Annotated in this window: 14 protein-coding genes; 5 read left to right on the plus strand and 9 right to left on the minus strand. The window is 63.0% G+C overall.

Translation table 11 applies throughout. From position 1 onward, the window contains the following. Window positions 1-8: 8 nt before the first annotated feature. From FJ978_RS25950 to FJ978_RS25970, 5 genes are all read right to left on the minus strand, one after another. A complete protein-coding gene (locus tag FJ978_RS25950) occupies window positions 9-401 on the minus strand; it encodes a VOC family protein (protein WP_140575045.1) in 393 nt (130 codons plus the stop codon). 77 nt (window positions 402-478) lie between these two features. Next, a complete protein-coding gene (locus FJ978_RS25955) occupies window positions 479-895 on the minus strand; it encodes an SRPBCC domain-containing protein (RefSeq protein ID WP_140575197.1) in 417 nt (138 codons plus the stop codon). Window positions 896-906: 11 nt separating this feature from the next. Further along, window positions 907-1,230: a metalloregulator ArsR/SmtB family transcription factor gene (locus FJ978_RS25960; protein WP_013894226.1), complete on the minus strand. Its 324-nt coding sequence runs from the start codon at window positions 1,228-1,230 to the stop codon at window positions 907-909. A gap of 58 nt (window positions 1,231-1,288) precedes the next feature. Beyond that, complete coding sequence (locus tag FJ978_RS25965) at window positions 1,289-2,056, minus strand: gamma-glutamylcyclotransferase (RefSeq protein ID WP_013894225.1); 768 nt, start codon at window positions 2,054-2,056, stop codon at window positions 1,289-1,291. An 88-nt stretch (window positions 2,057-2,144) separates the two neighbouring features. Continuing rightward, window positions 2,145-2,666, minus strand: coding sequence for an Hsp20/alpha crystallin family protein (locus FJ978_RS25970; RefSeq protein WP_140575048.1), 522 nt, complete (start codon window positions 2,664-2,666; stop codon window positions 2,145-2,147). A gap of 637 nt (window positions 2,667-3,303) precedes the next feature. Here FJ978_RS25970 and FJ978_RS25975 point away from each other — a divergent pair. From FJ978_RS25975 to FJ978_RS25985, 3 genes are all read left to right on the plus strand, one after another. Continuing rightward, complete coding sequence (locus FJ978_RS25975) at window positions 3,304-3,996, plus strand: DUF2270 domain-containing protein (protein WP_013894223.1); 693 nt, start codon at window positions 3,304-3,306, stop codon at window positions 3,994-3,996. A 163-nt stretch (window positions 3,997-4,159) separates the two neighbouring features. After that, on the plus strand, window positions 4,160-5,422 hold the full coding sequence (locus FJ978_RS25980) for a DUF763 domain-containing protein (RefSeq protein WP_140575050.1): 1,263 nt from the start codon (window positions 4,160-4,162) through the stop codon (window positions 5,420-5,422). Window positions 5,423-5,668: 246 nt separating this feature from the next. Next, a complete protein-coding gene (locus FJ978_RS25985) occupies window positions 5,669-7,876 on the plus strand; it encodes a cation:proton antiporter (RefSeq protein ID WP_140575200.1) in 2,208 nt (735 codons plus the stop codon). Window positions 7,877-7,900: 24 nt separating this feature from the next. Here FJ978_RS25985 and FJ978_RS25990 read toward each other — a convergent pair whose 3' ends face one another. Further along, the gene (locus FJ978_RS25990) at window positions 7,901-8,044 is read right to left on the minus strand and encodes a hypothetical protein (protein ID WP_013894220.1); all 144 of its coding nucleotides are present in this window, start codon (window positions 8,042-8,044) and stop codon (window positions 7,901-7,903) included. Window positions 8,045-8,349: 305 nt separating this feature from the next. Here FJ978_RS25990 and FJ978_RS25995 point away from each other — a divergent pair, with 305 nt between their 5' ends. Then, window positions 8,350-9,297 carry a helix-turn-helix domain-containing protein gene (locus FJ978_RS25995; RefSeq protein ID WP_181176838.1) on the plus strand — a complete coding sequence of 316 codons (948 nt, stop codon included), beginning with the start codon at window positions 8,350-8,352 and terminating at the stop codon, window positions 9,295-9,297. Window positions 9,298-9,376: 79 nt separating this feature from the next. On the opposite strand, the gene FJ978_RS26000 is transcribed toward FJ978_RS25995, so the two are convergent. Further along, entirely contained in the window at window positions 9,377-10,210 is an 834-nt protein-coding gene (locus FJ978_RS26000) for a methyltransferase domain-containing protein (RefSeq protein WP_246678207.1), read from the minus strand. A 128-nt stretch (window positions 10,211-10,338) separates the two neighbouring features. Beyond that, complete coding sequence (locus FJ978_RS26005) at window positions 10,339-10,752, minus strand: DOPA 4,5-dioxygenase family protein (protein WP_140575058.1); 414 nt, start codon at window positions 10,750-10,752, stop codon at window positions 10,339-10,341. 457 nt (window positions 10,753-11,209) lie between these two features. Between FJ978_RS26005 and FJ978_RS26010 the strand changes: the two genes are divergently transcribed. Continuing rightward, a complete protein-coding gene (locus FJ978_RS26010) occupies window positions 11,210-12,940 on the plus strand; it encodes a hypothetical protein (protein WP_140575061.1) in 1,731 nt (576 codons plus the stop codon). A gap of 121 nt (window positions 12,941-13,061) precedes the next feature. Here the strand turns inward: FJ978_RS26010 and FJ978_RS26015 are convergent, their stop codons facing one another. After that, window positions 13,062-13,307 carry a MoaD/ThiS family protein gene (locus tag FJ978_RS26015; protein WP_140575064.1) on the minus strand — a complete coding sequence of 82 codons (246 nt, stop codon included), beginning with the start codon at window positions 13,305-13,307 and terminating at the stop codon, window positions 13,062-13,064. Window positions 13,308-13,472: the final 165 nt, after the last annotated feature.

A 13,472-nucleotide genomic window follows, 5' to 3' on the forward strand; every position in this document is an offset into this window, starting at 1 on the left:
AGGACGCCTTACCAGCGCGCCAACTGGGTGATCTGCACGAGATTGCCGCAGCCGTCGTTCAGCTTGGCGATGGTCGAGCCGGTCACCTCGGTCGGCGGCATGGTGAACGTGCCGCCGTTCGCCGCGATGCGCTCGTGGTCGCCCTTGATGTCGTCGGTGAAGAACATCACCGCCGGCTGGCCTTGCTCGAACATCGCCTGCTGGTAGGCCTTGGCCGCTGGCTGGTCGTTGAGCGCCAGTTGCAGTTCGGTGCCCTCGGGCTCGTCCGGCGAGGCGACCGTCAGCCAGCGGAACGGCCCGTTGCTGAAATCGGCCTTCTTGGTCAGGCCGAGCACGCCGGTATAGAAGGCAAGCGCCTTTTCCTGGTCGTCCACGTAGATGCTGGTCAATTTGATCTTCATCGTCTTCCTCCATAGGTTTTGCTGGCGGCGAACCGCCCTGTGAAATCAGCTGTGGTTTTCAATTTGACCGGCGGACCTCAGTCCGTCCGGTCCAGAAGCTGTTCCAGCTTCTCGAAAAATTGTGGCCAACCCATCTTGGCGCCGCCATAGGCACGCCTCTGCTCGGGCCGGAAGCCGGCTTGCTCCATGCGCAAATGGGTTCCCGTCGGCGTCGGGGTGAGCGTGAAGGTCACCACGCTTCTGAGATCGAAGGCCGGGTCGTGATGGGCCAGGTTCCAGGTGTAGGACAGCGTCTTGTTCGGCTCGACGGCAAGCACCTCGCAATCCAGCACGCCACCCCAATCGGCGCTGATGTTGAAGCGATGGCCGACGACCGGATTGAAATTGTTCTTCATCAGCCACTCCTCGATCAGATGTGGTTGCGTCAGCGCGCGCCAGAGTTTCTCGGGCGGATGGGAAATCTCCCGCTCCACGACGACGGTGCGGGTTTGCATCGGCGCTTCATTCACTGGTCCATCCTTTTGAGCAAATCCTCGAGATCGTCGAACCGGCTTTCCCAAAACCCCGCCATCTGGCGCGTCCAGTCCATCAGCGGTGCCAGCGCGCCGAGCTGCGCGCTGTAATGCGTCTGCCGGCCCTGATGGCGGTCGCGCACCAGCCCGGCCTGTTTCAGCACGCCAAGGTGCTTCGACACAGCCGGCTGCGAGACGCCGGACTGGGTCGTCAGCGCCCCCACGGTCTGCTCGCCCTGCCGGCATAGCCGTTCGAAGATCGCCCGCCTGGTCGGGTCGGCGAGCGTCCTGAAGAGCATGTCGTGAGCGTCCGGCATCCGTAATCGATAACCCATTGGCTATTGGTTGACGTATAACCGCAGGGATATGTATTCGTCAAGTAGGAGATTTGGAGAGGCCGGCGGGAACCTGGACTGCGGCGTGGACCCGCCCGATCTCCTGCGCCACCAATTCCTGCAACTGCCACAGATTGCGGTCGCGGATGCCGCAGGCATCGAGATGGCGGATCGTCTCGAACAGATACTCGGCCCCCGAGCCCCAATGGCCGACAGCCCTGGCGAGCGTCGCCGCGATCTCAGGCTTGTCGAGCTTGCCGGCATAGCGCGGATTGGCGGGGTCGACGACGAAGCCGAGCGCCTGGCTCACCCCGCCCCCGGTTCTTACTTGCAGCCAGCGCGGCACGTTGACGGCGGGCAGGATGGTCATCTCGCGGCGCAGCAGCGCTTCGAGATTGGCGGCTACAGGCTCGGCGATCTCGAACACCATGCCCTGGCATTGGCCGCCCCGGTCGAGCGCCATCATCAGGCCGGGCTGCTCGAGCGTGCCGCGAAAGCGCTGCACCGTGAAGCAGAACGACCGGTGCCAGCCTCGCGCCACTGCCCGCTCACCGCCCCGCACCTCGCCGGCCGGCTTCCACAGCAACGAACCGTAGGCGAACAGTTTCAGCGGCCCGGCGGGTGCCGAGCCCAGGATCTCGTCGCGAAATCGCGCATAGTCGGCGTCGGTCATGTAGACCATGCCCGGCGTCGGCCCGGCATCCTCGACAACGCGCATTGTACGGGCCACCAGCGCCTCGGTCAGCGCCATCGGCGCCTTGCGCGGCGCGGACTTGCGCGGCGATACGGAGGAAATGGCTTCGTTCATCCCGGTGCTCCCAGCCTTGACGCCATGTTGCCGAAGGCTGGGGGATTCTCAAGGGTCTATCGGCGGGCGCGAAATCCGGCCGCCGATTCTAGTGCTTGGTACTGCCGCCACCGATCGGTATGCGCTTTGTCCTGCTCTGCGCCTTCTCCGTTTTCGGCAAGGTGACGGACAGCACGCCGTTGCGGAAATCGGCCGCAACCTTATCCTCCGCAACTTCGAAGCCGAGCGGGATGCGACGTTCGAAGCGGCCATAGAACCGCTCGGAGAACTGACGCTCCTTGTCGTCGGTTTCCGCCTGTTTTTCACCGCGCAACGTCAGGACGCCGTCATCGAGCAACACCTCGATGTCCTTTTCCTCCATGCCGGGTATCTCGGCCGTCACGCGGATCTCCTTGTCGGTTTCGGAGATTTCCACGCTGGGCCAACCACCGCCGAACGAAGAGAACCTGCCCATGGACGGAAGCCGCGAACCGAAGCCGCGGAACATGTCATCGACCAGGCGGCTCATCTCCCGATGCAGGTTCATGAACGGGTCCTGGTCGCGGTCACGAAAGAGGGTCGGAGCCTGGCTGCCTTCACGGCTCCACGGCATGAGATCACGAATGGCCATTGCATTTCTCCTTTCTTGATCTTGTTTGTGGTTCCTTTTCCTGCGCTGTTTGCCATGCTCCGGGGACAATGCGCCGTCCGACCTCGCCCCATTTGCGCTCGCTCTGTTCTGGTCCGCTCCACCTTGGAACGCCCTCGACCCGTCAGGGGCCTCGCGCGCCTTCATCGCCTCCGACGCACGCGGCTGCACCGGCCGATCCGGAGCCGACACGGTCGATCTGGCGTGGACGGTGATGAGGTCAAGGCCCAGTAATGCAATGTGATCGGGGGCTTGCAAGCCTCGCCTCATCCTCGGTTTCCGGCGACGCCCTCACAGGGGCAATGCAAGTTCACCGCTCAGCCTATGACAGCCACGTCCGACGCGATGACGGTAGCGGGCGCGGACCTGATCTGGACCATCGCCACCACCCTCGGTTCCGGACCCAGCGATCTGCAGGGCGATCGCCGATACAGGCAGTTGAGGACAGACGCGGACAAATCTGGACATTGGCCCGACAGCTCCGGTTCCCGCCTTTGCAAGCGAGGCAGATCCATACTGTCGACCACAGCTTACGCGCGGGCAAATCGTCCCGCGCGCACCCCGTGAGGCTGCGGAACGAGATCGCCTTCGAGACGTTCTATCCAGGTCGGAGGAAACCATGAACGACGCCCCGGCAACGCCCATCGGCAGGTCCCTGTCGCCGGGCGAGCTGGTTACCGTGATGTCCCATTTCCACCGCGCCGAAATTGCGCGCATGGCCGGTTGGCGTGACCGCCTCGACCGCACCAGCAATTGGGCGATCACCGTTGTCGCGGCCATGTTGTCCGTGTCGCTGTCGACGGCCAGCGCACATCACGGCGTCCTGCTGTTCGCCATGCTGCTGGTCCTGCTGCTGCTGTGGATCGAGGCGCGCCGCTACCGCTTCTTCGATGTCTATCGTGCCCGCGTGCGCCAGTTCGAGCGCCACTATTTCGCGCAGATCTTCTCGCCCCAGCCCGACTTCGCATCCGACTGGCTGCTGATCCTCGGTGAAAGCCTGCGGGCGCCCAAATTCCTGGTCTCTCAGCGTGTCGCGCTGGTGCGTCGTTTGCGCCGCAACTACATCCACATGATGCTGATCCTGCTGCTCGCCTGGATACTCAAACTTTCGACACCGAGCCTGATCGACCAAGGCGTTCCGGCCGGTTTCGTCGGCACTTTGCGCCAAGCCGTCAGCGCTGCGGCCCTGGGCCCGATTCCGGGATATGTCATCGTAGTGGCGATCGCGGTCCTCTATGCCGGACTATTCGCCGCGGCCTTCCTGACACCCGGCGATGATGGCGAACTGTCCTTCGGCGACGTGCATGTATAGCCCGAAGCAGGGCGCAAAAATCATTACCGAACAGCGGGATGAGGCGAAATCCTGAATCAGGATCCGAACGGCATGTTCGGTTCCGCTTGTAAAACGCAGCGCCGATGCCATCTAGTTCGTATGGGTGCCGGCGCGACTCGTCGGCCAGGGAGACGTAAACGAAGTGACACAGCGAAGCGGCAGCGCCGACCTGCCGCTGCATGGCGGACGGGTTCCGAAATGGCTGGGCGATCGCATGACGCGCCTAGGCGCGGTGCTGTGCGAGGCGATCATCCATCACTATGGCCGCGACGAATTGCTGCGCCGGCTGGCGCATCCCTTCTGGTTCCAGTCCTTCGGCGCGGTGATGGGCATGGACTGGCACTCCTCCGGCATCACCACCAGCGTCATCGGCGCGCTGAAGCGCGGGCTGACGCCGCTGTCGGGCGAACTCGGCGTCCATGTCTGCGGCGGGCGCGGCACCCATTCGCGCAAGACGCCGCATGAGCTCGAAATCATCGGGGAGCGCGTCGGCATCGACGGCACGGCACTCGCCACCGCCAGCCGGCTGGTCGCCAAGGTCGACAGCGCCGCCGTGCAGGATGGTTTCGATCTCTATTTGCACGGCTTCATCGTTACCGACGACAGCCGCTGGGTGGTCGTCCAGCAAGGCATGAACGGCGACAGCAAGCTGGCGCGCCGCTACCACTGGCTCTCGGAGGGCCTGAAAAGTTTCGTCGACGAGCCGCATGCCGCGATCGAGGGCAAGCGTCAGGGTGAGATCGTCAACCTGACCGACCACCGCGCCGAGGCTTCGCGCAGCGGCCAGCTCGACCTGTTGCGCCAGCTCGGTCCCGACAGGATCGTGCGTGAATTCGCGGCCATCGAACCGCCGGCGGCTCCCGTCACCGCCCAGCCGATGCTGCCCAACCTGATCATGCCCGCCCACCATGATGTCCGCGAAAGCGATATCGTCATGCGCCGGCTGCACGGCAATATTTCCGCGGCGATCGAGAGCGGCCCGGCGGATTTTCCCGAACTGCTGCTGGTGCCCGGCGTCGGCGCGCGCACCGTGCGGGCACTGGCCATGGTGGCGGAGGTCGTGCATGGCGCGCCGTGCCGCTTCTCCGATCCGGCGCGGTTCTCGCTGGCGCATGGCGGCAAGGACCGGCACCCCTTCCCGGTGCCACTGAAAGTCTATGACGAGACCATCGCGGTGATGAAGTCCGCGGTGCGCAAGGCCAAGCTCGGCAACGAGGAAGAGCTAGGTGCCCTGCAGCGGCTTGACGGACAGGCGCGGCGGCTGGAGCGCTATGTCACCGGGCCAAGCCTGAAGGAAATCGTCGCCGGCGAGTTCGACCAGTCGCACCAGCTCGGCGGCCGCAGCGTCTTCGGCTGGGAGCCGCCTCCAGGCGAGGCTTTGCCGGGCGCCAAAAAGTCGGGCTAGATCGCTCGGTCGCTGCAGCTTGCCGCCTATGTCGGCATTTGCCAAACAGATTGGCCCGCCCCCGTCGCAACCTTGCGCAGCATTGCACGTTTATGGGCAATGCGTGCAACTTGATCCGCGTTGAGGGGTTGGATGACCAGGCACTGCCCGCAAGCGAGATTTCTCCCTGCCATTTTCATCACGTTCGCCGTTCTTGCCTTTGCGGGCACGGCCTGGGCCGCGCAGCCGGCCGGTCACGCCTCCGGCATGGGCGGCTCGGCGGAAGGATTGTTCGTCGCCGAGATCGTGCTTCTGCTGCTGGTCGGGCGTGGGCTGGGTGAAATCTTCCAGCGTTATGGCCAGCCCGCGATCATGGGCCAGCTGATCGGCGGCATCTTGCTCGGCCCTTCGCTGTTCGGCTGGATATGGCCCGGCGCGCAGCATCTGATCTTCTCCACCGACCCGGCGCAGAAGAGCATGATCGACGCCGTCTCGCAGCTCGGCATCCTGCTCCTCCTGCTGCTGACCGGCATGGAGACGGATCTGCGCCTCGTGCGCCGCGTCGGTGCCGCCTGCTTCTCGATCTCGATGTCCGGCATCGTCGTGCCCTTCGCCTGCGGCTTCGCGCTGGCGCAGGTCCTGCCGGGCTCACTGCTGCCCGATCCGACGCAGCGCATCGTCGCCGGTCTGTTCCTCGGCACCGCGCTGTCGATCTCCTCGGTCAAGATCGTCGCCATGGTCGTGCGCGAGATGAACTTCATGCGCCGCAATCTTGGCCAGGTCATCATCTCCTCGGCCATCATCGAGGACACGATCGGCTGGCTGATCATCGCCGTCACCTTCGGCATCGCCACCAATGGCAGCTTGCAGGTGCTGCCTCTCGTCACCACCGTGGCCGAAGTGGCGCTGTTCATGGTGTTCTCCTTCACCATCGGCCGCCGGCTGGTGTTCACCCTGATCCGCTGGAGCAATGACAGTTTCCGCAGCGAATACGCCGTCATCACCGTCATCCTCATCATCATGGGCGTAATGGCGCTGATCACCAACCTGATCGGCGTGCATACCGTGCTCGGCGCCTTCGTCGCCGGCATACTGGTCGGGGAATCGCCAATCCTGTCGGACCACATCGAGAGCCAATTGCGCGGCGTCATCACAGCGCTGTTCATGCCGATCTTCTTCGGCATGGCCGGCCTGTCCGCCGACCTCACCGTGCTTGCCGATCCGACGCTGGCGCTGCTGACGCTGGCTCTGGTGATGATCGCCAGCGTCGGCAAGTTCGGCGGCGCCTTCATCGGCGGCCGCTTCGCCGGCATGTCATTGAAGGAGGCGACGGCCGTCGGCAGCGCCATGAACGCGCGCGGCTCGACCGAGGTCATCGTCGCCAGCATCGGCCTGTCGATGAACATCCTGTCCCACAATTTGTTCACGATGATCGTCACCATGGCCGTCATCACCACGCTTGCCATGCCGCCGATGCTGCGCTGGGCGCTCGGCAGGCTGCCCGTCGGCAATGCCGAAAAGCAGCGCGTCGACCGCGAGCTGCTCGATGAGCGCGGCTTCGTCTCCAGGCTGGAACGTCTGCTGCTTTTGGTCGATGACAGCCCGGCCGGCAAGTTCACGGCCTATCTCGCTGGCCTTGTCGGCGGCGGCAGCGGCATGCCGACCACGCTTCTCCACCTCGAGGGCGGGCAACTGCCCGGCGCTGTCCGCGACAAGGGTCCGGAACGGGCCTCCAGGGAGGTCAAGAAGGGTGCGGCCAGAAGCGCCAGGGCCGTCAGAAAGGCCGAGGACACGCCCGTCGACAAGGTCCACCTCACGGCCCGCACCGAGCTCGAAGCCACCGCCGAGACGATCGCGACGGAAGCCCGCAAGGGCTACGGCCTCCTGCTGGTCGGGCTGGAGAACGCACTGACCGACAAAGCCACCTTCAGCGGCGCGCTGAACGATATCACCAGTGGCTTCGACGGCCCGCTCTGTCTGGTGCTGAATGGCGCCAAATCCACCGGCAAGATGCCGATGCTGCGCGCCGGCACCACGATACTGGTCCCCGTCAACGGCACCGAGGTCGCACGGCGCGCCGCCGATTTCGCCCTGGCGCTGGCGCGGCCGCACCGAGCCCGCGTCAAGGTCCTTTATGTCTCACAGGTCCGCAAGGGCGGTCGGCCGGACTCGGTCTCGCATCGCCGCGAGGAGGCCGTGCTGAAGGACGTCGTCGATCTCGCCGACCGCTACGGCGTCGCCGTCGACACCGCGATCCGCACCCGCGCTACGCCGGACAAGGCGATCGCCAGGGAGGTGACCAAGGGCGCGGCGATGGTGGTGATGGGCGTCACCCAGCGGCCCGGCGAAGAGCTGTTCTTCGGCGACACCGCCACGGCGGTGCTGGCCGCGGTCGCCTGCCCGGTCGTGCTCCTGGCCAGCGAGCGCGTCAGGCGAGCGGAAGCCGAGGAGGCGGCAACCGAGACCGGCGCCTGATGCCCTCGGCCAAGGTTTTGCGGCCTAGATGCCGAAGAACTGCCGCCCGATCATGTACCCCAGCGCCGCCACGATGAGCGGAAACAGCGCCGGCGCCGCCTTGCTGAGGAAGGAAGCTTTCGTGTCCTTGGGCGGCACATAGCGTGCGTTGCCGAGATTCTTGGTCATTGCGTACCCCGCGCCAAACCAATCAGTTTTGCGCATGTCCTTATCCCGAAACCGCTGCGCGGCTCCGGTCGGCATGCATTAGAAAGAACTTATTAACAGCACGGCCAAATTAACGGCTTGCAAAGAAATTAGATCGAATAGCCGACCATTTGCGGGATTGGCTGGCATGCATCAGTGCCATTGCGGTCGAGATAATTATCATGTTAAGTTGTTGGTCGTTGCATCCGGGCATGACCCCGAGCCACAATCCCGCGCCAAGACGGGCCCGTGACAAGAACGGAAGGCTGTTGGAGGAGGAAACTAGAATGCACGCCCACCATGTGAGCGTCGCCGACGGCGAGGCTTTCCTGTCGACATCGCGCCTTTTGTTCGGCCCGATCACCCAGCGTTTCCCGCGCGGCACGGTGCCGTCGATCCCGCAGCTCGTCTCGGTCAACCTCGGCGCCTGCCGGCTATCCGAGATCAAGGCCAATTCGCATCTTGTGATCAACGACCGGCTATTCTGGCGCAGCTTCGATCCCGACGCGATCAAGATCCTGGTGCAGCTGCGCGGCCGCAGCCGCTTCGAGCAGCAGCAGGTCGCGGTCGACCTCGGCCCGCAATCGGCTGTTATCTACGACCCGGTGCGCAGCTATTCCCTGCAGAACCTCTCGGATGTCGACCAGCTGATCCTGCAGGTGCCGCGCTCGACCTTCGGCGACGACACGCTCGCCCGCCTCTCAGCGCCCCTGCCGCTGCCCGGCAATGGCGACAGCCTGACCCACATCGTCTCCGGCCTGATGCAGATGGCGATCGGCGAGGCGCACAAGCTCGACGAGGCCGGCAGCCGGCGCGTCGGCGACAGCCTGGTCCAGCTCGTCAACGGCCTGATCCAGGCCAAGCCGATGGCGCCCGAATTCCGCCGCTCGCCGCTCGAAGCGCTGCGCGAGCGCATCGTCGCCTATATCGACGCCAACCTGGCGCGCAGCAGCCTGTCGGCCGAGGATATCGCCCGCCACATGGGCTGCTCCCGGCGCTATCTGCACCGCGCCTTCGAAGGCGAAGGTGCTACGCTGGAGCGTTTCGTCTGGGACCGCCGGCTCGAACGGAGCAAGGAAGAATTGCTGTCGCCCGCCCGCGCCTCGGCCTCGATCTCCGAAATCGCCTTTGCCTGCGGCTTCAATTCGAGCGCCCATTTTTCACGCGCCTTCAAGAGCCGGTATGACGTGGCGCCGAGGGAGCTGCGCGAGCGGCTGCGGGCGGTGGTGCATTGACGCGCGATCTGCGCTTCCGCGCAACCGTCCGCCGCCCCTTGCGCCAGACCTAAACCCGCCAGACCTAGATCCGCCAGACCTACATCCGGCAGACCGCCATGACGAAGAACTCGCGGTAGCAGAAGTCCGGGTCGTCGAGCAGGCGATCGGGCCGCTCTCTCAACTCCCGCCAATAGGCCTGGTCGGCGTCAGGCAGGGCATAGCCTGGCGCGACGCTGGCAAAATAGGCCAGCAGGTCGCGAACATAGTCGCGCGTGAAGCGAGGCGCGGGCGCCCAGCGCTCGACCAGCCAGCCCTTGCGGCTGACGACCTCCAAGCCCGCCTGTCGCAGGCGCGCCGGAAGCGTCGAACCGCAATCGGTGCCGAGCACGCCCCGGTCGCGAAATCCCTTGAGCCTGGCCGTCATGAAACGCGCCAGCAGGGCGCGATCCATGGGCAGGATCTGCAGGATGGTCGAATCGAAATCCTTGACGGCGAAGATACCGCCCGGCTTCAGGACGCGCCTGGCCTCGCCGACGGCAAGCTCGAATTCGGCAGGAGTCAGATACTGCATGACATTGCCGGACCAGACGCAATCGAACGATGCGTCGGCGAATGGCAGCGACAGGATGCTGCCGACATGCGTGGCAATTTCCGGCGGCCCGGACAGCGTTCCCGCGAGCGCCTCGACCCGGGCGATGTTTTCGGGCGCAAGGTCAAGTGCGGCGATGGAGCCGGAGGGGCCGACGGCCCTGGCGATCAGCGGCAGGAAGCCGCCGCTGCCGCAACCGGCGTCGAGCACACGCCAGCCCGGGCGGATGCCGGCATCGAGCAAGGCAGCCTCATATTCGGGGCGCGACGATTCGAAATGAAGGTCGAGCCAGCCCGCCTCGCTCGCTTCGTGGCCGGTGGACGTTTGGTTCCTGCCAGACAAATGATGATCCCCCCCTTTATACCCCGTCACGGATAGAAGCGCACCCAACGGCATCACGCAATGCCCTGCGGTTGTTCGAAGCAGACGCTCCGCGCCCACGCTGGAGGTCGCGGCTGCGCTGGGAACCGCTATGCCTTGAGCGTCGGCTCGGTATTAGGCTCCAGCGCCTCTTCCGCCTCGTGCTCGTCCGGCAGGACATCGCCATGCACCCCCAGCGGCCGGCCTATCCAGACCGGATCGACCAGATGGTCGCGCTTGGGGTTGGTGGTATTCGGGTGGATGAGGATGCTCAAGCCCCGATGGTTCAGCATCAGCCACGGGACCAGCGAAGCAAAGACGTCGTTGGCGAACGAGACCTGGAACATCGCCTGCTCATGCGGCCCAACCTTCTGGTCATGCCAGGCCCCCAGGCGCACCCGAAACCGTTCCCCAATGCGAAGACGCAGCCATTCGGCCCGCTGCCGCTCGGCCTGCCCGGCGTAGTAGATGTGGGCATGGTAGCTGGCGATTTCCGCGAGTGGCCTCGGGTTGGCTTCGGTCACCTTGATGTCCTCCCTTGGATGATCCCGGCAGAACTGTAGCCGAAGCACGGATGCCTTGTCAGTAGACGCTGCGGGCATGCCGGTTGTCGACCGCAATGCGTGAGACGGCGCCCTCGAAGGCCAGATCCACCATTAGCCGGTGCCGGAGAACGACCGCGGCGAGGGCTGATCCTGAATGGCTGCTTTGCGCTCGATGGCGGCCATTGATGTCTACTTGGTCGTTTCCCGAAAGCAGACGTTCGGGTCAGGCGGCGTGATGTCCAGATTAGGACCCGTAACTGCCCTTCGCCTGATTCCCGGAGGGTATGACGACTCCACAACTTGGAACAGGGAAGTGAATCCCCAGTTGCTTCGCTTTTGCCTTGATTTTCCGGTCTGAGCTTTGCGTGTCCTAAAATTCAACTACGGTCTCTGCTACAAATCGGTACGAAATAACGCTGAAGGATTCGGGCTCAGGATGTCGACCAAGCTGGTTCGTGAAAAGATTGTCGAATTTCTGAAGTCTGGGTTGCCGGAGGTGCTTTGCATCCGCGGCAACTGGGGTACAGGAAAGACCTACACATGGAACGACGTTCTTAACACTGCCGCCAAAGCCGAGGGTGGCCTTGCCTGCGAAAAATACGCCTATGTTTCCCTCTTTGGCTTGAACAACGTCGAGGATGTGAAGCGAGAGATCGTCAACCAGACCATCGCACGTGATCGTATCGGCGCGGAATTCGATCCCAACAACTTAAGCTCGATCTACAATGACGGAGTTTCGGTCTTCAAAAAGAATTCCGGGTTTGTGGGGAAGCTTTTTGAAAATTACTACGGGGCCGCCATTTCAGTAATGACGCTCCTCATCCGCAATCGGCTGATTTGCATCGACGACCTTGAAAGAAAGGGAGACCAGCTTCGGATCACCGACGTAATGGGTCTGATCTCCCAGCTCAAGGAAGAACGACAATGCAAAGTTGTCCTGCTCCTGAACGATGAGCAGCTTCGCGACCGCACTGCGTTCGAAGGATATTTGGAGAAGGTTGTCGACATAAACCTAAGCTTTACGCCCACCGCTCAGGAGAGTGTCGAGATAGCGCTCAAAGGCCTTGAGGGCGATGCAAGACTTAAAGAGATGGTGAAGGACCGCGCTACTGCCCTCTCCATCGACAACGTACGCGTCATCCGAAAGCTTTTTGGTTTCGCCGAGCAGGCCGAGCCGCTGGTGAAGGGTTACAAGGCCGGCGTTCTGGAAAGTGTGGTTAGTTCCATCGTGCTGCTGGGGTGGTGCCATCTCCAACCTGAGGTGGCGCCCTCAGTTAACTTCATCATGAGCAGGCAGGGTATCTACGCTGGGTACAACGACGACAAGGAAGGCGCTTTAACGCCCGAGCAGCAGAAGTGGGTAAAGTTGCTGGATGATTATGGGTACTCCCACACGGACGAGCTTGATACCGTGCTATTGAATGGCATCCAGGATGGGTATTTCTCGAAAGAAAATGTCGACCGTCACGCCGACGCGCTCAATGATAGGGTGGAGGCGAACGAGGCTGCCGAGCAGATACGGCGAGCGTGGCGGACTTTGTTTGATACATTCAACGGCACCGTAGACGAAGGTTTGGCGCCCTTTTTGGAATGCTTTTCTACCAAAGCCAAATACTATTCTCTTAACGAGACCATAGGCGTCGTAAATGCCCACCGGACGCTTGACCGGGCGGTGCGGGGCAACGAGCTCTTCGAGTTTTACGTGCAGGCAAATCGCGACTTCAAAGGCGCTTTTGATATTAGCGGCATCGAAATGTACGGAACTCCGGTGCCAGAGGATCTGCGAGTCCGCCTTGCGGAACTGGATGTCGATCAAGATCCTAAGCCGGCGGTTGACGAGCTATTCCTGACGTTAGACGGGGAGGGTTACAATAGTGACGTCACCGAGGCCTTGGCAGCCGTTCCAGTTGAGGAATACGTGCAGGTATTGAAGCGTCATGAAGGCGAGGATTTCCTGAAAATACGACGGGGCCTTACGCAGTGGAGGCAACTGGTGAATCCCAGTGAGGCTCATGAGAAGATAATGAGAAACGCAGGGCTGGCCCTCAAACAGATTCAGGAGGAAAGCCCCTTGAACAAATATCGGGTTCAGAGTTGGGGGCTTGTTCAGCGACTGGACAGAGCGGCAGCAGTTGGTGTTGACGCTGCGCCGCAGGAACAAGCTTAGCGATATGTCGGCTACTCGTGGGGGCAGCGGCGCCTATCCGATGTAACGACCCGAATGCGGACCGACCGCTTCCGGCCCTATCAAGACGTTCGATGTTAAACGATTGCGAGCCAGCCTCCCCTCACCCCCCAGCCAACCGCGGCAGCAAAAAAATCTCCGCCCCCTGCGGCAGCTTCTTCGACCACGTATCCCGGTAAATCACCCCATCGATCGCCACCGCAATCCCGCGATCGATCCACGGCTCGAACCCGGGATACTGTTCGGCCAGTTTCCTGAACAGCTCTCTTATGTCCTTGGCCTCGACCTCGACCTTGCTCTTGCCGCCGGCGAGCTGGCCGAGGGCGCCCCAAAGGGTGACTTCGACCATCGGCGCTACGGTGTGCTGATATTCAGGTGAGGCCGGCCTGCAAATGGCAGGTTCCTGCGCTTCCGGTGCTCACGTACTTCAAGTACGCTCCGCTCCGGTTCTCGGAACCCGCCACTTTCGGCTCGGCCTGACCTGAATCTCAACACACCTTATCCCTAGCTTTCG

The sequence above is a fragment of the Mesorhizobium sp. B1-1-7 genome, assembly GCF_006442705.1.
In the GTDB taxonomy this organism is placed as follows: Bacteria; Pseudomonadota; Alphaproteobacteria; order Rhizobiales; family Rhizobiaceae; genus Mesorhizobium; species Mesorhizobium opportunistum.

Coding starts and splice junctions, on each gene's coding strand:
- FJ978_RS25950 (WP_140575045.1), bottom strand. CDS start 401: ATGAAGATCAAATTGACCAGCATCTACGTGGACGACCAGGAAAAGGCG.
- FJ978_RS25955 (WP_140575197.1), bottom strand. CDS start 895: ATGCAAACCCGCACCGTCGTCGTGGAGCGGGAGATTTCCCATCCGCCC.
- FJ978_RS25960 (WP_013894226.1), bottom strand. CDS start 1,230: ATGCCGGACGCTCACGACATGCTCTTCAGGACGCTCGCCGACCCGACC.
- FJ978_RS25965 (WP_013894225.1), bottom strand. CDS start 2,056: ATGAACGAAGCCATTTCCTCCGTATCGCCGCGCAAGTCCGCGCCGCGC.
- FJ978_RS25970 (WP_140575048.1), bottom strand. CDS start 2,666: ATGGCCATTCGTGATCTCATGCCGTGGAGCCGTGAAGGCAGCCAGGCT.
- FJ978_RS25975 (WP_013894223.1), top strand. CDS start 3,304: ATGAACGACGCCCCGGCAACGCCCATCGGCAGGTCCCTGTCGCCGGGC.
- FJ978_RS25985 (WP_140575200.1), top strand. CDS start 5,669: ATGGGCGGCTCGGCGGAAGGATTGTTCGTCGCCGAGATCGTGCTTCTG.
- FJ978_RS25990 (WP_013894220.1), bottom strand. CDS start 8,044: ATGACCAAGAATCTCGGCAACGCACGCTATGTGCCGCCCAAGGACACG.
- FJ978_RS25995 (WP_181176838.1), top strand. CDS start 8,350: ATGCACGCCCACCATGTGAGCGTCGCCGACGGCGAGGCTTTCCTGTCG.
- FJ978_RS26010 (WP_140575061.1), top strand. CDS start 11,210: ATGTCGACCAAGCTGGTTCGTGAAAAGATTGTCGAATTTCTGAAGTCT.
- FJ978_RS26015 (WP_140575064.1), bottom strand. CDS start 13,307: ATGGTCGAAGTCACCCTTTGGGGCGCCCTCGGCCAGCTCGCCGGCGGC.